General features: G+C 49.2%; 18 protein-coding genes, 1 riboswitch and 1 other annotated feature. Of the genes, 13 read left to right on the forward strand and 5 right to left on the reverse strand.

The genetic code is table 11. The features are described from left to right. The first annotated feature begins 181 nt into the window (after positions 1 to 181). A complete protein-coding gene (locus tag IC21_RS08285; RefSeq protein WP_029141469.1) occupies positions 182 to 571 on the forward strand; it encodes an NUDIX hydrolase in 390 nt (129 codons plus the stop codon). An 18-nt stretch (positions 572 to 589) separates the two neighbouring features. Here the strand turns inward: IC21_RS08285 and pckA are convergent, their stop codons facing one another. Beyond that, positions 590 to 2,176 (reverse strand): phosphoenolpyruvate carboxykinase (ATP), encoded by a 1,587-nt coding sequence (pckA, locus tag IC21_RS08290; protein ID WP_029141468.1) that lies wholly within the window; start codon positions 2,174 to 2,176, stop codon positions 590 to 592. 176 nt (positions 2,177 to 2,352) lie between these two features. Further along, a riboswitch (SAM riboswitch) is annotated at positions 2,353 to 2,501 on the forward strand. Between the two features lie 144 nt (positions 2,502 to 2,645). Here pckA and metK point away from each other — a divergent pair. Then, positions 2,646 to 3,857: a methionine adenosyltransferase gene (gene metK, locus IC21_RS08295; protein WP_029141467.1), complete on the forward strand. Its 1,212-nt coding sequence runs from the start codon at positions 2,646 to 2,648 to the stop codon at positions 3,855 to 3,857. 220 nt (positions 3,858 to 4,077) lie between these two features. Continuing rightward, complete coding sequence (gene asnB / locus IC21_RS08300; RefSeq protein WP_029141466.1) at positions 4,078 to 5,976, forward strand: asparagine synthase (glutamine-hydrolyzing); 1,899 nt, start codon at positions 4,078 to 4,080, stop codon at positions 5,974 to 5,976. Between the two features lie 214 nt (positions 5,977 to 6,190). Here asnB and IC21_RS08305 read toward each other — a convergent pair whose 3' ends face one another. Next, on the reverse strand, positions 6,191 to 6,706 hold the full coding sequence (locus IC21_RS08305) for a gamma carbonic anhydrase (protein ID WP_029141465.1): 516 nt from the start codon (positions 6,704 to 6,706) through the stop codon (positions 6,191 to 6,193). A 158-nt stretch (positions 6,707 to 6,864) separates the two neighbouring features. On the opposite strand from IC21_RS08305, the gene IC21_RS08310 reads away from it, so the two are divergent. Both IC21_RS08310 and tbcS read left to right on the forward strand, forming a co-directional pair. Further along, a complete protein-coding gene (locus tag IC21_RS08310) occupies positions 6,865 to 7,671 on the forward strand; it encodes an alpha/beta hydrolase (protein WP_029141464.1) in 807 nt (268 codons plus the stop codon). A 10-nt stretch (positions 7,672 to 7,681) separates the two neighbouring features. Beyond that, entirely contained in the window at positions 7,682 to 8,776 is a 1,095-nt protein-coding gene (tbcS, locus tag IC21_RS08315; protein ID WP_029141463.1) for a tetraprenyl-beta-curcumene synthase, read from the forward strand. Between the two features lie 154 nt (positions 8,777 to 8,930). Here tbcS and mnmM read toward each other — a convergent pair whose 3' ends face one another. After that, a complete protein-coding gene (gene mnmM, locus IC21_RS08320; protein ID WP_029141462.1) occupies positions 8,931 to 9,503 on the reverse strand; it encodes a tRNA 5-(aminomethyl)-2-thiouridylate-methyltransferase MnmM in 573 nt (190 codons plus the stop codon). Positions 9,504 to 9,883: 380 nt separating this feature from the next. Between mnmM and IC21_RS08330 the strand changes: the two genes are divergently transcribed. The 6 genes from IC21_RS08330 to IC21_RS08360 all read left to right on the forward strand — a co-directional run bounded on the left by IC21_RS08330 (position 9,884) and on the right by IC21_RS08360 (position 17,609). Further along, entirely contained in the window at positions 9,884 to 10,159 is a 276-nt protein-coding gene (locus tag IC21_RS08330; protein ID WP_013860011.1) for a YtzC family protein, read from the forward strand. A gap of 330 nt (positions 10,160 to 10,489) precedes the next feature. Continuing rightward, positions 10,490 to 11,677: an MDR family MFS transporter gene (locus IC21_RS08335; protein ID WP_013860009.1), complete on the forward strand. Its 1,188-nt coding sequence runs from the start codon at positions 10,490 to 10,492 to the stop codon at positions 11,675 to 11,677. Positions 11,678 to 11,731: 54 nt separating this feature from the next. Then, positions 11,732 to 11,938 (forward strand) — a binding site (T-box leader). A 69-nt stretch (positions 11,939 to 12,007) separates the two neighbouring features. Next, entirely contained in the window at positions 12,008 to 14,422 is a 2,415-nt protein-coding gene (gene leuS / locus IC21_RS08340; protein ID WP_029141460.1) for a leucine--tRNA ligase, read from the forward strand. A 591-nt stretch (positions 14,423 to 15,013) separates the two neighbouring features. Beyond that, positions 15,014 to 15,517 carry a hypothetical protein gene (locus tag IC21_RS08350; protein WP_029141458.1) on the forward strand — a complete coding sequence of 168 codons (504 nt, stop codon included), beginning with the start codon at positions 15,014 to 15,016 and terminating at the stop codon, positions 15,515 to 15,517. A 52-nt stretch (positions 15,518 to 15,569) separates the two neighbouring features. After that, positions 15,570 to 15,755, forward strand: a complete 186-nt coding sequence (locus IC21_RS08355; RefSeq protein ID WP_013860005.1) for a sporulation protein Cse60 — start codon at positions 15,570 to 15,572, stop codon at positions 15,753 to 15,755. Positions 15,756 to 15,983: 228 nt separating this feature from the next. Further along, positions 15,984 to 17,609, forward strand: a complete 1,626-nt coding sequence (locus tag IC21_RS08360; RefSeq protein ID WP_013860004.1) for a putative polysaccharide biosynthesis protein — start codon at positions 15,984 to 15,986, stop codon at positions 17,607 to 17,609. A gap of 494 nt (positions 17,610 to 18,103) precedes the next feature. On the opposite strand, the gene IC21_RS08365 is transcribed toward IC21_RS08360, so the two are convergent. After that, positions 18,104 to 18,325 (reverse strand): DeoR family transcriptional regulator, encoded by a 222-nt coding sequence (locus IC21_RS08365; RefSeq protein WP_014097668.1) that lies wholly within the window; start codon positions 18,323 to 18,325, stop codon positions 18,104 to 18,106. A 730-nt stretch (positions 18,326 to 19,055) separates the two neighbouring features. Between IC21_RS08365 and pepV the strand changes: the two genes are divergently transcribed. Together pepV and dat are read left to right on the forward strand one after the other, a co-directional pair. Continuing rightward, entirely contained in the window at positions 19,056 to 20,474 is a 1,419-nt protein-coding gene (gene pepV, locus IC21_RS08375; protein ID WP_029141456.1) for a dipeptidase PepV, read from the forward strand. Between the two features lie 96 nt (positions 20,475 to 20,570). Beyond that, positions 20,571 to 21,440, forward strand: coding sequence for a D-amino-acid transaminase (dat, locus tag IC21_RS08380; RefSeq protein ID WP_029141455.1), 870 nt, complete (start codon positions 20,571 to 20,573; stop codon positions 21,438 to 21,440). Positions 21,441 to 21,488: 48 nt separating this feature from the next. Here dat and IC21_RS16995 read toward each other — a convergent pair whose 3' ends face one another. Further along, on the reverse strand, positions 21,489 to 21,656 hold the full coding sequence (locus IC21_RS16995; protein WP_019720672.1) for a hypothetical protein: 168 nt from the start codon (positions 21,654 to 21,656) through the stop codon (positions 21,489 to 21,491). Positions 21,657 to 21,735: the final 79 nt, after the last annotated feature.

Genomic DNA, 21,735 nt, shown 5'->3' on the forward strand with positions numbered 1-21,735 from the left:
CCGAAATTCATCTCCCACCTACTCATTGGTGCGATTCGCACCTTCACATTCCTTGAGGATGGGAGACTTCTTTCGGAAAGACGTTAAAAAGGGCCGGCCCAAGCGTCCGCCACAATGGAATACTTGAGGGAAAAGGGGCCGGCTTTTGCATTTGCTAAAAAAAGGAGGAGGAATGCCAAAGATGGAAACGGGCTACAAAAAAGCTTGCGGCGCATATGCCGTCATTTTTGATGCGAAAAAAGAAAAAGTCGGGGTGGTGCCGTCGGGCAGCGGCTACAGGCTGCCGGGCGGGGAAATCAGCCGCGGGGAGTCTGAACTTGCCTGCCTGATGCGGACAGTCGGCGCGGATCTTGAAATCGCGGGCTTTTTAGGTAAAGCGGCACAGGAAACGGGCGCGCGGTCCATGGATGAAGGCCTGTTTTATTTGGGAAAATGGGGACAGCCCCGCAAAGGAAGCCATAACCTAGAATGGCTCAACCTTCACGAGGCTGCGGAAAAAATGGCCGGCGCCCACCACCAATGGGCAGTGCAGGAAGGAATCAGCGCCGTCCAGGCAAGTACCTGGTTTTAGCCGGGCTCCCGCTTATGCTTAAATAAGCGGGCCGCCGAGTTTTTCAATATCATCCGGCACTGATGAAAATTGCCGGAAATTTTCTTTGAACCGGGCTGCAAGTTCGAACGCTTTTTCACGGTAAGCCCGCTTGTCCACCCATGTATCTTGCGGATAAAGGACTTTCTCCGGCACCCCTTCAATACGGGCCGGGATGTGCAGCCCGAAAATATTATCCTGCCGCGTTTCCACATTTTTCAGTTTGCCGTTTATCGCAGCCCGGACCATGGCCCTCGTATAGCTTAATTTCATGCGGGAACCGGTTCCGTACGGGCCGCCTGTCCAGCCGGTATTGACAAGAAATACCTGGACGTTGTGCCTGCCAATTTTCTCTCCGAGCATTTCCGCATAAACGGCGGGCTCAAGCGGCAAAAACGGCGCGCCGAAGCAAGTGGAGAACACAGCTTCCGGGCGCGTGACGCCGCGTTCGGTGCCGGCCAGTTTGGAAGTGTAACCGCTCAAGAAATGGTACATGGCCTGCTCTTTTGTCAGCCTGCTGATCGGCGGCAGGACACCGGACGCATCAGCCGTCAGAAATATAATGGTTGACGGATGGCCGGCCATGCCGGAACGGGCAATATTGCCGATGTTTTCAATCGGGTAAGCAGCCCTTGTATTTTCCGTCAGTGCATTGTTGCCATATTGCGGCCTACGGGACACCGGATCTACGACTACATTTTCAAGTACGGTCCCAAACCGGATTGCCTGGTAAATTTGCGGTTCTTTTTCTTCTGTAAGCCCGATGCACTTTGCATAGCATCCGCCTTCAATATTGAAGACGCCGCTGTCGGACCAGCCGTGCTCATCGTCCCCTATAAGCGCGCGCTCCGGATCGGCGGAAAGTGTCGTTTTCCCGGTCCCGGACAAGCCGAAAAACAGGGCCGTATCGCCGTTTTTCCCGGTATTGGCGGAGCAGTGCATGGGAAGGATGCCTTTTTGCGGCAGCAAATAATTCATGATGGAAAAAATGCTTTTTTTCATTTCGCCTGCATATTCCGTTCCGCCGATCAGAATCATCCGGCGTTCAAGTGAAATCATGATGAACGCTTCGGAATTCGTGCCGTCAAGCGCCGGGTCTGCTTTAAACAGCGGCGCGGAAAGAATGGTAAATTGCGCATCGTGTTGATTGAGTTCCTCCGCATCCGGCCGGATAAACAATTGATGCGCGAATAAATTATGCCAGGCGAACTCATTCACGGTCTGGATCGGAAGGCGGCTTTTTGGATCGGCACCCGCAAAACCTTTAAACACAAAAATTTCGTCTTTCCCTTTTAAATGCCGGACCATTTTTTCATAGAGCCTGTTGAACACGCCGGGAGATACTGGCTGGTTGATTTTGCCCCAGTCGACACGGTCTTTTGATTGGGAGTCGACGACAATAAATTTATCTTTCGGCGACCTTCCTGTGTATTTTCCTGTTGTAGCAGAAATGGCCCCTTCCGTTGTCAGCACAGCTTCTTTCCGTTCAATAATTTTTTCCATTAATTGCGGCACGGAAAGCTGCATGCGCACATTTTCCCCCGACAACAAAAACTTTAAATCGTCAGAAGCGCCAATCAGATCCATTTTTATAAACCGCCCCTTTGAATAACTTATTTCGCTTTAAACGATATCAGTATAACATATTCATCCGTTTATTACATACTTTTTTCCGGGAAAAATGCAGGGGGCAAAAGGGCAAATGGTGAAAAAAGCATTGACAGCGCCTGCTAAATTGCGTATGATTTTACTTTGAACGGATACTCTTATCCCGAGCTGGTGGAGGGACGGGCCCGATGAAACCCAGCAACCCGCCTCTGGAACAGGCAATGCGCTCGCAACGCAGCTGCCGCTTGACTTCCAGGCAAAGGTGCTAACCTGCAGCAAGGAATGTTTCCTTGAACGATAAGAGTGAAAGGCGCGATTGATTGAAGTCAAAACCTTTCCACTCATATGAATGGGAAAGGTTTTTATTTTTGGCTTTGTACTTAAAATGAATCGAGTTTAGGGTATGAGTACCGTTTCCAATATGTAACCATATAAGGAGGAAAAGCGGATGTTAAAAGGACGGCATTTGTTCACATCGGAATCGGTGACGGAAGGCCATCCGGACAAAATTTGCGACCAGATTTCCGATGCCATTTTGGATGCCATTTTAGAAAAAGACCCGAATGCCCGCGTTGCCTGCGAAACTTCCGTCACGACAGGGCTCGTGCTCGTCACGGGGGAAATTTCCACCAATACATATGTGGATATTCCGAAAGTGGTGCGCAAGACCATTAAAGAGATTGGCTATACGCGCGCGAAATACGGGTTTGATGCGGAAACCTGCGCTGTTTTGACATCGATTGACGAACAGTCCGAGGATATTGCGCGCGGCGTTAACCAGGCTTTGGAAGCCCGCGAAGGCGGGATGAGCGATGAAGAGATTGAGGCAATCGGAGCCGGCGACCAGGGCCTGATGTTCGGGTTTGCCTGCAATGAGACAGAAGAGCTGATGCCGCTTCCCATTTCGCTTGCCCACAAGCTTGCCCGCCGTCTTGCTGAACTCCGCAAACATGAAGTGATCCCGTATTTGCGCCCGGATGCGAAGACACAGGTGACAGTTGAATATGATGAGAACAACCAGCCTGCCCGGATTGATACAATTGTCATTTCAACGCAGCATAATCCTGACATCAGTTCCGGGCAAATTCAGGGGGATATGAAAAAATACGTCATTGAACCGGTTGTGCCGGCAGACTTACTCGATGCGGATACAAAGTATTTGATTAATCCGACCGGCCGCTTTGTTATCGGCGGCCCTCAAGGGGATGCCGGGCTGACCGGCCGCAAAATCATTGTCGACACGTACGGCGGATATGCACGCCACGGCGGCGGCGCATTTTCCGGGAAAGACCCGACGAAAGTGGACCGTTCCGCTGCTTATGCCGCCCGCTATGTTGCGAAAAATATTGTTGCGGCCGGCCTTGCGGAAAAATGTGAGGTACAGCTTGCGTATGCGATCGGGGTGGCGAAGCCCGTTTCCATTTCCATCGATACGTTTGGGACTGGAAAAGTTCCGGAAGAAGTGCTGATCGAGGCGGTTGAAGCCCATTTTGACCTGCGCCCGGCCGGCATTATCAAAATGCTCGACTTGCGCCGCCCGATTTACAGACAGACCGCTGCGTACGGGCATTTCGGCCGCGATGATTTGGATGTGCCTTGGGAAAAAACGGACAAAGCCGGGGCGTTGAATGAATTCGCCCGCAATCATATCGGAAAATAATGGGAAAAAGAGCGTGCCTGTTGATAGGCCGCTCTTTTTCCATGCGGGAGATACATGTACCTTTTTTAACAAAATCCCTGCAAACTGCCGGAAAACATGCTAAACTATATTACATGTGCAGATTTTGGCCGTCAAATTTTGGCGGAAATCGATTTGTTTTTTCAAGAAATAAATTTACAATAGAAGTATATCGAAATGATTAAAGTAGGTGACTTTTTACATGTGCGGATTTATTGGCTGCGTCCATGACCAACCCGTTACATTATCAGACGAAGACAGGCAACGGTTTAAACAGATGAACCATATGATCGAGCACCGTGGCCCGGATGATGAAGGCTTTTATGAAGACGAACATATCCAGTTCGGTTTCAGGCGCCTGAGCATTATCGACATCGAGGCGGGGCACCAGCCTTTAACATACGAAAACGAACGGTACTGGATCATTTTTAATGGCGAAATTTATAATTATGTTGAATTGCGTGAAGAATTATTAAAAGAAGGGATGGCATTCGAAACGAATTCGGATACGGAAGTCATCCTTGCCATGTACAGCCGTTACGGCGAAAAAGCAATCGGGCGCCTGCGCGGGATGTTCGGATTTGCGATCTGGGATAAGCAGGAACAAACGCTGTGCGGCGCGCGCGACCCGTTCGGCATTAAACCGTTTTTCTATTATGAAGACGGCGATAAAATGTATTTCGGTTCCGAAAAGAAAAGCATTTTGCTTGCCATGGAAAAACCGGAACTCAATTATGATGCTGTCCAATACTATTTAACCTATCAATTTGTGCCGGAACCTTTCAGCATGACGAGTGGCATCCGAAAACTCGAACCGGGCCATTATTTTATGAAAAAAATCGGCAAACCGATGGAAATCAAACAGTTCTGGAAAGCTTCCTTCCACCCGGTCCATAAGAGCGAGGACGAATTTGTAAAAGAAGTACGCGATGTGCTTATCGATTCCGTAAAGGTACATATGCGCAGCGATGTACCGGTTGGCGCGTTCCTGTCGGGCGGGATCGATTCCTCGATTACGGCATCGATTGCAAAACAGTTCCACCCGGGCATTAAAACATTCTCCGTCGGATTCGAACGCGATGGCTACAGCGAGATCGATGTTGCCAAAGAAACGGCGGAAAAACTCGGTGTTGAAAATATCAGCTATGTGATCACGCCGGAGGAATATATGAAAGAACTGCCAAAAATTATTTGGCATATGGACGATCCGCTCGCAGATCCTGCTTGTGTTCCCCTTTATTTTGTGGCGCGCGAAGCAAGAAAGCATGTGACCGTTGTCCTGTCCGGCGAAGGCGCGGATGAATTGTTCGGCGGCTATAATATTTACCGTGAACCGCAGTCGCTTGAAGTTTTTGATAAAATTCCGGCTGCCGGAAAATCAATTTTGAAGGCTTTGGCGAAAGTGCTGCCGGAAGGGGTAAAAGGAAAGAGCTTTATCGAACGCGGTGTCACGCCAATGGAAGACCGTTATATCGGCAATGCGAAAATGTACACGGAAGAAGAAAAACGCGACTTGCTGTTGACTTATAACAACAGCCTTGACTACCGCGATATCACAAAGCCGCTGTACGATGAAACGAAAGGCTACGACCCGGTTGACCGGATGCAATATATCGATATCCATACGTGGATGCGCGGCGATATTTTGCTGAAGGCGGACCGGATGACGATGGCCCATTCGCTTGAACTGCGTGTGCCGTTTTTGGATAAAGAAGTGTTCCGGGTCGCTTCACAAATTCCGGCGGGCTTAAAAACGTCCCATAACACAACGAAGTATATTTTGCGAAAAGCAGTGGAAGGCATCGTGCCGGACCATGTGCTGAACCGGAAAAAACTCGGGTTCCCGGTTCCGATCCGCCACTGGCTGAAAGATGAAATGCATGATTGGGCGGTAGAGATCATCAAAACGAGCCCGACGGACGATATCATCAACAAACAATATGTATTAAGACTGCTGGAAGACCATTGTGCAGGCAAGCTGGATTACAGCCGGAAAATCTGGACCGTGCTGATTTTCATGCTCTGGCATGCCGTGTATATGGAAGACAAGTACGGTTTTCAAAAAGGAGCACAAGGGCGGCCTGCGGGTGCTTCTCTGTAACAGAAAAAAAGGGGGTCTGGCCCCGCTTCCGTAATCAATCGGAAACGGGGGCAGGCCCTTTATCGTATAACGCTTTTTTTCGCACATGCCCGCAAGCTTTGCATCGCGGCGGTTTTTAAACCCGGTTAGCAGTATGACCCTGTTTTTATCATGCTTTTTTCGCCTGTTTGCGGCTTAAAGCAATGCGGCTGCCGGTGCCCGCCGTTAACCTTTGTCAGCGCCCGGCGGCATTTTTATAGTACTGCGCTTTTTCAGCATACTCACGGACGATGCGGCGCATATCCTGGATATCTTTTTCGGTAAGCGCGCGGATCACTTTTGCCGGGCGGCCGAATGCAAGCGTATGCGGCGGGATCTTTTTCCCGGGCGTGACAAGGCTGCCGGCGCCAATAAAAGCGCCTTTCCCGATTTCGGCGCCGTCAAGGATGATTGAACCCATGCCGATCAAAGCTTTTGTCCGGACATGGCAGCTATGTAAAATCACCTGGTGGCCGACCGTCACTTCATCTTCCAGTATGAGCGGCGTTTGCGGGCTTTCGTGCAGGACGCAGTTATCCTGGACATTCACTTTTTGCCCGATTTTTACCGGTGCGACATCGCCGCGGATGACGGTCCCGAACCAGATGCCGGACTGGCCGCCGATTTCAACGTCCCCCGTAATGGCCACATTGTCTGCGATATAAGCAGTCGGCGCAATCAAAGGGGTTTTTCCATTGTAAGCATAGATCATTTCGTACCCTCCTATTTTTGATCTTTTCTTTTATCTTAAAGAATTGGGAACAAATTGTGAATAAATCGAGTTAAAAATGGCATATGTTTTTCAGAACAGAAGGATTATGGGTAAAATAAAAGCAGGATGGTTTCGCAGGTTTTGAAGGAGGCAGGAACATGTGGAAATGGGAAGCAGATGAAAACCCAAAAGCAGTCATCGTTATGGTCCATGGCGCGATGGAACATCACCGCCGCTACAGCTGGCTGATTGAGATGTGGAGATCAAGCGGCTATCATGTCGTGATGGGCGATCTTCCCGGCCATGGGATGACGTCGAGAGCAAAAAGGGGGCATATTGATTCCTTTGATGAATATACAACAGAGATAAAAGAGTGGGTGACGGCAGCATACCAGTTCGACCTCCCGATTTTTCTCCTCGGCCACAGCATGGGCGGGCTGGCGGTCATCCGGCTGCTTGAGAAGGAACATCTGAAAATTGCGGGGGTTATGCTTTCCTCGCCGTGCCTCGGGCTTGTCCAGTATCCTTCAAAGCTGCTCGGCCTGCTTTCAATCGGGTTAAACCGGATTGCCCCAGGCCTCCGCTTTAACAGCCCGCTGACCGTGCAAATGGCAACACGGAATAAGGATATTCAAATGCAGGCGGTCAACGATTCATTGATGCTGACAAAAGTGTCTGTCCGCTGGTACCGCGAGCTGCTCGCAGCCATGCGGCAGGCACACATGGATACCGTGCGGCTGCCGGACGTCCCGTTTCTTGTCATGCAGGCCGGAAGTGATAAAATTGTGGACAAGGGAGCTGTCGTGAATTGGTTTAACCAAACTTCCGTGTCCGAAAAATTATACAAAGAATGGCCGAAATGCTACCATGAAATTTTCAATGAACCGGAGAGGGAAGATGTTTTCCTTTATGCGAAAAATTTTGTGGAAAACCGGCTCCGCGCGTTAGGCTATATATTAGAATGAGGTGACGCTTGTGACAATCCCATCCTATCCGATCTCATTAATGGCGCAAGTTTACCGCCGGGTGATGCCGGCTGTCCACCATGAACTCCATTACTGGCGGGAAAAGGCACGCCGGATTCCCAATGATGAATTAAAGACACAGGCGCTCGCCAGCATTCAGCATAAAACGTTCCACTGCGAAGGCGGGTCGATTCTCGGCCTTTTGGCAATGGAAGAGCGGACAGCGGCTTTCCGGTTTATTGTCGCATACCAGACGATCAGCGACTATCTTGATAATTTATGCGACCGCAGCACATCGCTTGACCCGGTTGATTTCCGGGCGCTGCACGAGTCCATGTCTGATGCGCTTACGGTCGGCGCACCGTTGAAAAATTATTACCGGCACAGGCAGGACCAGGATGACGGCGGTTATTTGCATGAACTCGTGCGGACATGCCAGGTTGTGTTGAGCCGCATCCCCCAATATAAAGCCATTCAGCCTTATTTGCTGGAACTTTGCCGTTATTATTCGGATCTGCAGGTACATAAACATGTGCGCGTAGAGGAACGGGTGCCGCGGCTAAAGGAATGGTTTTTGCACTACAAGGCGGATTTTCCGGATATGGAATGGTATGAATTTTCCGCCTGTTCCGGCTCGACCCTCGGGATTTTCTGCCTTGTTTCCTATGCGCTCCGGGATGATTTCCGCCCTGAATATGCGAAAATTATCCGTGACGGGTATTTTCCTTATATTCAGGGGCTGCATATTTTGCTGGATTATTTTATCGACCAGGACGAAGACAAAAAAGGCGGGGATTTGAATTTTTGTTTTTATTACCCGGGAGAAGAAGAGCTGTTTAAGCGGCTGAAGCATTTCTTGCAGGAGGCGGATAAACATACGGCCCGGCTTCCGAATGAAAAATTCCATAAGCTGATTAACCGGGGGCTTTTGGCTGTTTATTTGTCAGATGAAAAGGTGAGGAAGCAGCGGAGCGTTCAGAAATTGTCGCGGAAAATGATCAAATTTGCCGGCTCGATCAGTTTATTCTTTTATGTTAACGGAAAAATGTACCGCGCCATCAAAAACATGATCCCGGCCAGCCTGGCAAAAACAATTGTAAAATAAGCCGGCGGATGGAAACGGGAAAGGGCGGATGGTTTGCCTGGTTACAGAATTCATACCGGAGCACATGCATTTTTTTCGTCCGGGCTTTTTGCTAACCAGGAGCCGGCCGTGTTTATACGCGATTGAAAAAAGGGATTCGTACCCGTCCGCTTTGTTACCGTTTTTGGGCGGCAATGAGGAAAGGCGGATGGTTTGCCTGGTTAAGGAATTCATACCGGAGCACATGCGCCTTTTTCTGGTCGAGCTGTTTTACATAATCGAGGAGCCGGTCACGTTCATATGCGCCGCCTTCATGCCCGTGGTAAACCACAACTGCGATGATCCCGCCGGTTTCAAGCATGGGGAAAATCTGCCCGAGTGCGGCAATTGTTGACTCCGGCCGGGTAATGACCGTTTTGTCGCTGCCCGGCAAGTAGCCAAGATTGAACACCGCTCCGCTGATTTTGCCGTGCAGCGATGCCGGGATGCACTCGCCGGCATGTTCATGGCCGGTGCAGAAAAGTTCGGCGCGCGTAACGAGGCCTTCTTTCTCCAGGCGTTCCTTTGTCCGTTTTACCGCTTCCGGCTGGATATCAAAAGCAAACACTTTTCCGCTTTTTCCAACCCGTTTGGCGAGAAAAACGGTATCATGCCCGTTCCCGGCCGTGGCATCAATGGCAAAACTGCCTTCTTTCACGGCTTTTTCCAACAGTGAATGGGCAAATGGAAGAACAGGAAGCATATTCATCTTTGCAACATCTCCATTTTTTGATTGGTCTACAGGCGGAAGTTGAACGCCTGTTTCTTTTTTACCGTAAAAAGGCATAAGTGACACGTTAAAAATCATGTTTTACATCAAATTTCCATTCTAACAGGAATGCCGGAATGAAAACGGCAAAATCGTTCTTATTCTTCAGACATGCAGGCTCGCGCGCCAAAATGGTAATAAACCGTCTTTCTGCAGCGCGCTCTTTTGCATTTTACCATGAACGGATGCAGGTGCAAAGGTGGGCGGATTCGGAATTGCTGTCCGGAAGAAACTCCCAATGCGCAGGGGAAACAATTTTTCTGCACGGGGCATCATACAAATGAAGCTTGTACGCTTCAAAGCATAAAGGGGGAATCGTGATGGCCACACGGGAAGCAGTCGAAAATTGTATCAACCGCTGCGAGCAAGCCGTTCAATCGGCACGTGAGCAATTTGCGGAAGGCAACCGCCAGGAAAACTACGGCTATTATGATTTTTCGGAGCCGTTAACAGAGCTGGAAGACGCTTATAACGAGCTTTGCAAACTGGCGATCAGTGCCAATTCCCAGCAGCGCGAGCGCCTCCACCGTATGCGCCTTGTGATTCAGCAGCTGCAAAACGAGATGATTTTGCAGGAACATGAACCGACCATGTAATTGCCGGCAAAAACGAAGCTTGCGAGAGCAAAATTGCCGATAAGCAAAACAGAAAAGCCAGGCAAGATACTCCTGCGAAAAATCTGGCGTGAACAACGGGAATATGGGAACGGTTTCAGCACGGCAACTTGGGAAAAACAGCAAGTAAAGCCGGCCGGATTCATGAAAGCGGGATAAGGCACGGGCCTTATCCCGCTTTCCATGCAAATGGCGGCGCAAACAGAGGGCGGGAATTGCCATAATATTTATATTTTGCAAGAATGCTTGTAACTGCCGGGAAAAACCCCTACAATTTCCTTTGACCGATTCATTAGCAGGGGGGCATTCTTTTTGCCAAAAACTGTGTGGCTGCTCGTCATTGGCATGGCAGTCAATATGACTGGCGCTTCTTTTTTGTGGCCGTTAAATTCAATCTATATTCACGATCATCTCGGCAAATCGCTGTTTATCGCCGGGCTCGTGCTCATGCTGAATCATTTTACAAGCGTCATCGGCAGTCTTTTGGGCGGCTATTTGCATGATAAAATCGGGGGTTATCGTTCCGTGCTGCTTGGCGGCCTGATTTCCGCCGTTGCGCTTGCCGGCTTGACATGGAACCACGCTTGGCCGGATTATGTATTTTTCCTCGGCGCAATCGGGCTCGGTTCCGGCATGATCGGCCCGGCGATCCTTGCAATGGCGGGCGCGGCTTGGAAAGGCGGAGGGAGAAAAGCGTTCAATGCCATCTATGTCGCCAACAACATCGGGGTTGCACTCGGTGCCGCGCTGGGAGGTGTGATTGCCTCTTATTCCATTGACCTTATTTTTGCAGCGAATCTTGCACTTTTTCTCGTTTTTATGGCGATTGCCATCTTCGGCTACCGGAATATTGCCGAAAAACATGCTGGGTATGCGGGAGCAGCCGCTGTTTCTGCCAAAAGTGCAGGAAGGGCGCAAGTGGCATCCCTCATCATATTATGCTTTGCTTATTTCCTGGCATGGACGGCGTACACGCAATGGACGGCTACGATTTCCACTTATACGCAGACGCTTCATATATCGCTGAACAAGTACAGCTTTCTTTGGACATTGAACGGCGCGATCATCGTGCTCGGCCAGCCGCTCCTTTTGCCGTTTTTAAAGCGGTTCTTGCCGGAAGTCAAACAGCAAATTGTTGCTGGGACGGCCATTTTTATGCTGTCATTCGCTGTCGTTGCCTTTGCCGGGCATTTTCCCGGTTTTGCAGTGGCAATGGGCATTTTAACGGTCGGGGAAATGCTTGTCTGGCCGGCTGTGCCCGCAGTTGCCAATACGCTTTCGCCGAAAGGGCGGGAAGGGTTTTACCAGGGCATCATTAACAGTGTCGCAACATGCGGCAGAATGATTGGCCCTGTTGTAGGCGGGTTTGTCGCAGATGCATTCGGCATGAAGGCATTGTTCGGATTGCTCATTTTCTTTCTCGCCGTTTCCCTTTTACTGGCCTTGTTGTATGACCGCCCGCTCGCAAAAAAACCGCATTCTGAGGTGGCAGGAAAATAATGTTGAAACCGGGAATGAATTTCTGTAAAATAGGTTATAAATTGAATAAACGATAGAAGAACGTTGACAAGGAGCAGTAACGGCGGCACTGAAACAAGAGAATTGGCGGGAGGTGCAAGCCAATCAGGGAACCCCGTGAACTCGCCTTTGAGTTGCAAATATGAACCCGTTTTAGTATTTGCCGTATTCCGCGTTAAGGACTTAAAGTGAGTGCTTGCACTAATTTGGGTGGTACCGCGGGAGAACCCTCTCGTCCCTTTTTCGTGGGATGGGAGGTTTTTTGTGTTGCTTTGTTGTCAATGTCGATACATAAAAAAGGAGGAGTCTGTCATGAGTTTTGACCACCGGAAAATCGAAAAGAAATGGCAGCATTACTGGGAAGAACATCAAACGTTCCGTGCCGGTGAAGACGAAAATAAACCAAAATTTTACTGCCTGGATATGTTTCCGTACCCGTCGGGGGCGGGCCTCCACGTCGGGCACCCGGAAGGATATACGGCGACCGACATCATCTCGCGGGCGAAACGGATGCAAGGGTATAATGTGCTCCATCCGATGGGCTGGGATGCATTCGGGCTTCCGGCTGAGCAGTATGCGATTGATACCGGCAATGATCCGGCTGTTTTCACGATTCAAAATATCCATACATTCCGCCGCCAGATCAAAGCGCTCGGGTTTTCCTATGATTGGGACAGGGAAATCAACACATCTGATCCGGAATATTATAAATGGACGCAGTGGATTTTTCTGCAGCTGTGGAAAAACGGGCTTGCTTATATTGATGAAGTGCCGGTCAACTGGTGCCCTGCGCTCGGAACCGTGCTTGCAAACGAAGAAGTCATTGACGGCAAGAGCGAACGCGGCGGGCATCCGGTCATCCGCAAACCGATGCGCCAGTGGATGCTGAAAATTACCGCCTACGCGGACCGCCTTCTTGAAGACCTCGAGGAACTGGACTGGCCGGAAAGCATTAAGGATATGCAGCGCAACTGGATCGGCCGTTCGGAAGGGGCGGAAGTGACATTCCAGGTTGAAGGCACAAATGAAACGTTCACCGTCTTCACGACCCGCCCGGATACGCTGTTCGGGGCGACCTACGCCGTGCTTGCGCCGGAACACCCGCTTGTGGATAAAATTAAAACGAAAGAGCAGGCCGAAGCGGTCCAGGCTTACATTGCCCAGGTGCAGTCAAAAAGCGACCTCGAACGGACCGACCTTGCGAAAGAAAAAACCGGCGTATTTACAGGGGCGTATGCCGTGAACCCTGCCAACGGCGAAAAAATGCCAATCTGGATTGCCGATTATGTATTAATGAGCTACGGGACAGGCGCAATCATGGCGGTGCCGGCCCATGACGAACGCGACTATGAATTTGCCCGCAAATTCAATTTGCCGATAAAAGAAGTCGTCGCAGGCGGCAATGTTGAAAAAGAAGCCTATACCGGCGACGGCGAACACGTCCATTCCGGGTTTTTAAACGGGCTGGGCAAGCAGGCAGCCATTAAACGCATGATCGAATGGCTTGAAGAAAAAGGGATTGGGCAGAAAAAAGTGACATACCGCCTGCGTGACTGGCTGTTCAGCCGCCAGCGTTACTGGGGCGAGCCGATCCCGGTCATCCACTGGGAAGACGGGACCATAACTGCCGTGCCGGAAGAAGAGCTGCCGCTCATACTTCCGAAAATGAGGGAAATCAAACCGAGCGGAACAGGCGAATCACCGCTTGCAAATGTTGAAGAATGGGTCAATGTTGTGGATCCGGAAACAGGGAAAAAAGGCCGGCGCGAAACAAACACGATGCCGCAATGGGCAGGAAGCTGCTGGTACTTCCTCCGTTTCATCGATCCGAAAAACCGCAAAGCGATTGCCGATCCGGAAAAACTGAAAAAATGGCTGCCGGTTGACCTTTACATCGGCGGGGCTGAGCATGCGGTGCTTCACTTGCTGTATGCCCGCTTCTGGCATAAATTTTTGTACGATATCGGCGTTGTGCCGACGAAAGAGCCATTCCAAAGATTGTTCAACCAGGGCATGATCCTTGGCGAGAACCATGAAAAGATGAGCAAATCGCGCGGCAATGTCGTCAATCCGGATGACATTCTTGAGTCGCACGGGGCAGATACGCTCAGGCTGTACGAAATGTTCATGGGCCCTTTGGATGCTTCGATTCCATGGTCGACAAACGGCCTTGACGGTTCCCGCCGCTTCCTTGACAGGATCTGGCGCCTGTTTGTGAATGAAGACGGCAGCCTGTCAGAAAAAATCCAGGACAAGGCCAATCCGGCACTTGAAAAAACGTATCATCTGACGGTCAAAAAAGTGACGGAAGATATCGATGCCCTTCATTTTAACACGGCCATTTCGCAATTAATGGTGTTTATCAACGATGCCTATAAAGCGGAAGTCATACCGAAAACGTATGTGGAAGGCTTCGTCAAGCTGCTGTCGCCGTTTTGCCCGCATATTGCCGAAGAACTGTGGGAAAAACTCGGCCACAGCGGCACGATCACATATGAAGCATGGCCTTCTTTTGATGCTTCAAAACTCGTCGACAATGAAGTGGAAATTGTCCTCCAGGTGAACGGCAAAGTCCGTAACAAAGTGAAGATCGACCGCAACATGAGCCGCGATGACATGGAAAAACTCGCGCTTGCGGATGAAAAAATCAAAGAGTTTACGGAAGGAAAAACGATTCGCAAGATCATTGCCGTGCCGGGCAAACTTGTCAACATTGTGGCAAACTAATGGATTTCCGGAAAGCGGGGCTTTACGGTGAAATGGCCGTAAGCCCCATTTTTTATGCGTGAAATTCATAATTTGTTTGTGAAATAGCAAACTAGGACTATCAACCACAAAAAAGGGGAAAAAAGATGGTTCTTTTATTTTCACTTTTGGCAGGGGCGGGACTGGCATATTTATCCCGCGCGCTGTTTCAGGCAGAAAAAATGAAATCATTGCTGCTTTACTTATGGTTATATTACTGGACAATCAATTTTTTAAGGATATTGGAAATGAACCTGCACTTTGTTCATGATCACCATACACCGATGTTCTATATTTCCAGGTTGCTTGTTCTGTTTCAGGTGCCCCTTTTGTTTTTGCTGTATTTGCACGTATTTCACATATCACGGACGTCCGGCCGGAAAACCCTGGCCGCTGTATGTTTTTTCCTTGTTTTTACGGGTTATGTCGCCATCCTCGATTTTTTACAAATTCTGTATACCTACGAATGGTCATGGCGGTATGCCTTTGCTTTCTTCTTTACTGATCTTGCGGTGGTACACGTGGGCGATGCGCTCTATAGATGGTTGGACAGGAAAAAGGAGGTGCGCCGGCATGCTTCCGAAAAAATTTGACGAGAATGAAATCTTTACCCTTGTTGCTTTGGCAGGTTTGATGCTGGCACTGTATCTTCTTCCAAAAGCCGTTTCATGGAAAGCAGGGCTTGCGACCGGGCTGTTTTTTACAGCAATGGCCTGCTTTGCGGATGAAGTGCTTAGCTGGATGCATCCTTTAAACTTATACTATACATTTGATTCCAAAGATATCGAACTATTCGACTTTATTATTTATATTCCGGTTTTTACTTTGTACGGCTATTTGTTTATTACGGTACAGAGTTTATTCCGGGCGCGGCTTCGCTCTGTGCGCATCGTGCTGTTTTATTTGCTTGTCTGGATTGGATTCACATTATTGATGGAATCCATTTCCGTTCGGTTCGGGGTATTTCATTACTTGGAAGGGTGGGACAATCTCCATTCACTGGTTGCCTATTGCTTCCTTTTCCCGGTATTTTATACTTATGCCAATTGGATTTTAAAAATCGAAGCGCCTGATTAAAATGTTCTGAAATTGGAGATAATAGAAATAAATAAAACAGGGAGGGGCCACAATGGTACAGGTTAAACTTTTTGATTGTGAACATGAGAAAGACCTTGAGGAGAGCATGAATACGTTTTTGGAAAAAATCAGCGAAGACCAGCTCATTGATGTCAAATATAATATTGCCGCCATGGTGGAGCCGGAGGACGACGACCAGATTTACTGTTTTTCGGCGATGATTTTATACCATAAATAAAGCGGGGTTGCCTGGCCCGGATTTTTTTCGTCCACACGATTGTAAAATATGATCCATGGCAGCTGCAGCCCCAATTGCCATCCATCCCGCCGCCTGTCCGCGAAAAAAATTCTTCATAAAAAAATTGTCAAGCGGGTATGTTCGCGGTACACTACATTATAGTGTGTGAAAAAAGGCCCGTCCGCATCAGGGGCGGCCGGAAGATCATTTCGGGCGGGAAGGGATTTTATGTCTTCAAAATTATTGCGCGGCACGTTTATTTTAACACTTGGGACGATCATTTCGAAAATTCTCGGGGTATTCTATGTGATTCCGTTTGATGCGATTATCGGCGGATCGGGACCGGAGGCACTCTATCAGTTCGGATATGTCCCTTACAATATTTTTATCAGCATTTCCACGGCAGGCGTCCCGCTTGCTGTCGCAAAATATGTGGCAAAATACAATGCGCTGGAAGAATATGCGGTCAGCCGGAAGCTGTTCAGGTCGAGCATGTATTTAATGATTGTGACCGGTATTGCCGGCTTTCTTGTGATGTATGTTTTTGCCCCGTATTTTACGGATTTGGCGATGGCCGGCAAGCAGGAAGCGCAGGTTTTCTCAAAAGCCGATGTGACGGTGGTGATCCGGGCGGTCAGTTTTGCGCTGATCATTATTCCGGTGATGAGCCTGATTCGCGGTTTTTTCCAGGGGCACCAGTCAATGGGGCCTTCTGCTGTTTCCCAGGTTGTGGAGCAGGTTGTCCGGATTTTATTTATGCTGATCGGTGCTTACGTGATTTTGCATATCCTTCACGGCAGCATCGTGTCCGCCATCAGTGCGGCAACATTTGCGGCTTTTGTCGGCGGGATGGCGAGCCTGTTTGTGCTCATTTGGTACTGGTTCAAACGAAAACCGCATCTTGACCGGCTGCTTGAACAGGACAAAGGCACAATGCATGTTTCGATCCCCACGCTGTATAAAGAAATCATCCTTTCTGCTTTGCCGTTTGTATTTGTCGGGATCGCCAATTCGCTTTACCAAATGGTTGACCAGCTGACAGTGAAGCGCGGTATGGAAGCGGTCGGGCTCGGGAAAATGTGGCAGACGCAGCTCGGGATGTTGAATTTCCAGTCGCACAAGCTTGTCATCATTCCGGTCTCCCTTGCGACCGCCTTTTCCATGACGCTTGTTCCGATGATTACGGAAGCTTTCGCAAAAAGGGAGCGCGATATGCTCGTCCGATCTGTTGACCAGACATTGCAGGTGCTGCTTTTTATTACGGTGCCGGCTGCGCTTGGGATGTCGCTTTTGGCCAAGCCTATTTTTGCGATTTTTTATAATACGGATAACGCCGTCTCGGTCAGCGTGCTGATGCATTATGCGCCGGTTGCTATTTTGTTCTCGCTTTATTCCGTGACGGCGGCGATCATGCAGGGGATCAATGAGCAGCGCTGGACGATTTTAAGCTTGCTCGTCGGGCTTTTGTTAAAATTAAGCCTGAATATCCCGCTGATCAAAATGTTTGGGATTCTCGGCGCAGTCTACGCCACGGCAATCGGTTATACAGCGTCGATTCTGATCAGCTTTATTGTGATCAAACTTTTCGCAGCCTATCCGTATCGGACAGTGATCCGGCGCACGATCTTGATTCTGATTTTTAATGCCGTCATGCTGGCGGTGACCGGTGCCGTATATAAAGGGCTCACGCTTGTGCTTTCGCCTTCTTCAAGGTGGCAGGCATTGCTGATTGTCACGATTTGCGCCGCGGCCGGTGCGGTTGTTTATGCCTACCTTGGCCTGAAATCGAAACTTGCGGACAAGCTGTTCGGCGTAAGGATTCAACGCGTGAAGGCCAGGTTGCATATGCGGTAAGGAAACGGGGTGTGTGCGGCAGGAAGCTGGCTTGCGGGCAAGACGCGGGATAAAGTTGTGTATCTGGTTGTTTTATCGTGACAGCGGGATTGCAAGCTGCGGTAAAAAGCTGGACTTCCTGCCGTTTTCGGTTGTTCAACCGTTTAGCCGTGGGCTACAAACGGGCGTAAAAAGCTGCCCCCTCTTTAGCGGATAGGTTTCCGGTGTCAGGGTTCAATGCGTGGAGGCGGGTTTTCAAGCGGGAGTAAAAGCTGAATCCCACTTTAGCGGATAGGTGCCCGGTGTCAGGGTTTAATAGATGGAGGCAGGATTTCATATTTGGGTAAAAAGTTGGTGCAGGGAAGGCAAAACGGATATAAGGGTGAGGCGCATTTAACTTGTGAGATGGCGTTGTGGTAAAAGAAAATGGCGGGGATAAAAGGCTCTTAAACATGCCAAAAGCGGCACTGCATGTCTCCGCTGCCGCTTTCCAAAAAAACAATTTGTTTCTTTCTCTAAGATGACATCTTAACTTTTTTGCTGGTTGTTGTCCAAATCCCCCTGTGTGTGCTTTTGACCAAGTCGTTGTATGCCAGCACATTCAAATCTCTTTGAATGGTGCGAGGAGTGATGCCGAACTCATCTACCAGTTCCTGGGTTGTCACAGTCCCTTTCTCTTTAATAAACACATAAATCGACTTAATACGAGTAAGCATACGGTCTGTTGATGGTTTCAAAATACCACTCCCTCATCTTTTTTCCAAAGACAAAGACGACAAACAGCTTTACAACATGTGTTTAGCTTACAGGAATATGCGTGCCGTTCGGACAACTCCTTTTTCTAAAATTTTTTCTAAGATGTCAGTCAATTATATTGTACATCTTTTTGCCTGAATTGACAAATATATCAGCTCTTGTTTACACCATATGTTGTGCCTGCTAAGTTTATAACCACTAATGATAGCGTTTTTTTCACCACCCTTTTCCCTGGGTTGCTGTAATCCCGCTAAAGGTATGGCCTTTGCCAGCCCGATGAAAGACATTTTGCTGTTTGCTTTTCTGATTAGGCGTGCTAATGGAACAATTGGTGTGTAGTGACTGGCAATTTTGTCTATTTGGGCGCCCGTTCCAATCGGACAGGTCGGATTGGCTGGTATTTTGATTTTACCACGCCAATGAAGGACGTTTCGGCAGTCCAGGCACCACGTTTTGTCTTTCATCGCGGTTATGAAGGACAATATTTTGATTTCCGGTTCGTGATTTGTCCTTCACCACGCCAATGAAGGACATTTCGACGATTCCGGCACCACGTTCTGTCCTTCATCCCTCCGATGAAGGACAAAATGCCGTTTGCCGGCCAAAGTTTTGTCTTTCATCCCCCGCCCGCAAAAGATATCAATTCATTTTGTAATCAATGGAAAAAGAAGTAAAATAAAGAACGAATGACAACATAAAGGAGCGACAAAAATGGCCGATATCCACTGGATGGAAGAAGTATTAAAAAGGAAAGAGGATTTGATCCGCGATCTGAAAGGGATTTTGCAGATCAGGAGCGTTCTCGATGAAGCGAATGCAACGGAAGAAGCACCACTCGGGCAAGGCGTCAGGGAGGCGCTCCAATATATGCTCGATCTCGGTGAAAAAGACGGGTTCAAAACGAAAAATGTGCAAAATCTCGCCGGCCACCTTGAAATGGGGGAAGGAGAAGACATTCTCGGGATCCTCGGGCATGTCGATGTAGTGCCGGAGGGGGACGGCTGGACAGTTGACCCGTACAGCGGCACAGTCAAAGACGGGAAAATTTATGCGCGCGGCTCAAGCGACGACAAAGGCCCGACAATGGCGGCTTATTACGGCATGAAAATTGTAAAAGAACTCGGGGTGCCACTTGAAAAAAGGGTGCGCCTCATTGTCGGGACAGATGAAGAAAGCAACTGGAGATGCATGGACGCCTATTTTGCAAACGAGGAAATGCCGGCCATCGGGTTTTCGCCGGATGCCGACTTCCCGATCATTTATGCGGAAAAAGGGATTGCCGATTTTGACATTATCCAGGATCCGGAAAAAACGGAAGACCCGCAGCAGGCGGAACTGCTTTCTTTTGAATCGGGGCGCCGCTACAATATGGTGCCGGACTATGCGGAGGCACGCCTTGTCGCGCACGGCGAGCAGACGGAACTTTTGCAAAAATTCCAGGATTATCAGAAGGAAACTGGGCTTGCCGGGCAGGATTTCGTGGACGGCGGCGTTTTGATTTTAAAGCTGGAAGGCGTTTCGGCCCATGGCGCGGAACCGGAAAACGGAAAAAACGCGGGGCTTTATCTGGCAAAATTTTTAAACAGTGTGGCGCTTGACCGTGCCGGGGCAAAATTCATCAAAACGCTCAACCAGTTCTTCGGCCGTTCACGCGGTGAATATTTCGGCATCGGGTACAAAGATGAAGTTTCCGGGGAATTGACGATCAATATCGGGATCATGTCCTATCATCAGGAAAAAGGCGGCCGCATAGGATTAAATATGCGTTATCCCGTTACTTTCGATCTTGAAGCAGGAAAAACAAAAATTGTGTCGAAATTAAAAAAAGACGGCTTGCGTTTCGATCATTTTTCCGATCAGAAACCGCATTATGTTGACAAAAATGACCCGCTGATTACGACGCTTGCGAAAGTGTACGAGGAGCAGACCGGAGAGGAAGCGAAGCTATTGGCAATCGGCGGTGGTACATATGCACGTACCCTTAAAAAAGGTGTGGCATTTGGGGCGCTTTTCCCGGGACGCGAAGATGTCATGCACCAAAAAGATGAGTACATGTATGTGGAAGATTTGCTCAAAGCAACGGCGATTTATGCACAGTCCATTTATGAACTGGGCGGGAAGCACGCGTGACTTCAGCTGTGAGCGTCAATGCCGGCGGGATGCAAGCAAGCACAGAAATGGGCGGGAAAGCCGCAATAAAATGAAGAAAGGCAAAGGGGTTGCATCATGGAGAAACTGGTTTTAAACGGCACCCTGGTCGACAGGGGAGAAGCAAGTGTTGATATTGAAGACCGCGGTTATCAGTTCGGGGATGGCATTTACGAAGTGGTCCGCGTATACGGGGGCAGGCTGTTTACAAGCGAAATGCATTTAAAACGGCTCTATTCAAGCGCGGAAAAACTTTCGCTCCACATTCCGTATACAATGAAGCAGCTGACGGCGCAATTGGAAGCACTGGTTGCGGCAAACCAGCTCCATACAGGGATTGTCTATTTGCAATTTACGCGCGGCGTCGCAAAACGGAAACACCATTTTCCGGAAACAAGCGAAACGACGTTTGTTGCATACACGAGTGAAATGGAACGGCCGCTGGAAAAAATGAGAAAAGGCGTAAAAGCGGTGCTTGCGGAAGACATCCGCTGGCTGCGCTGCGACATCAAAAGCCTGAACCTGCTCGGCAATGTGCTCGCCAAACAAAAAGCTGCGGAAAATGGCGCTTATGAGGCAATCCAGCACCGCGGCGAAACAGTGACAGAAGGTTCATCGTCGAATGTATTTATTGTGAAAGACGGCGTGCTATTGACACACCCGGCAACGAACCTCATTTTAAACGGAATTACAAGACAAGTGGTCTTTGGCATTTGCGGGAAAGAAGGCATTCCTTTTCGGGAAGAGCCATTTACGGTAGAGGATTTGTGCACGGCGGATGAAGTCCTGATTACAAGCACGACATCCGAAGTGATGCCGGTTGTGGACATTGACGGTAAACCCGTTGCAGGCGGAACACCGGGCACGGTAACGTTAAAACTGCAGCATGCTTTTGATAGGGAGATTCATGCCCTTTCGGCTCAAGCGGTTCCGGGGGCGCCAAACTAAAAGAAGGGGCATTCCTTTAGCCGGAGAAACGGTTAAAGGAAGCCCCTGCTATTTTTGGAGCCTGGCCTCTTCTTCTCCTGCCGGTTCAAGCTCCGACATGCGGGCAAGCACAATCTGATGAAGAAACGGCTTTTTCAGTTCACAATACCCGCTTTTGTAAATAAATACGATTTCACAATTCTCTCCTTTGTACATGACATGGTCGCCAATCTTCACTCCAGCTCCCCCCCTTAACATATTTATATACCCGATTTTGAAAAATAAAAACATGGAAAATGGCAGAAACCAAGTTTTG

Source organism: Heyndrickxia coagulans DSM 1 = ATCC 7050 (genome assembly GCF_000290615.1).
In the GTDB taxonomy this organism is placed as follows: domain Bacteria; phylum Bacillota; class Bacilli; order Bacillales; family Bacillaceae_C; genus Weizmannia; species Weizmannia coagulans.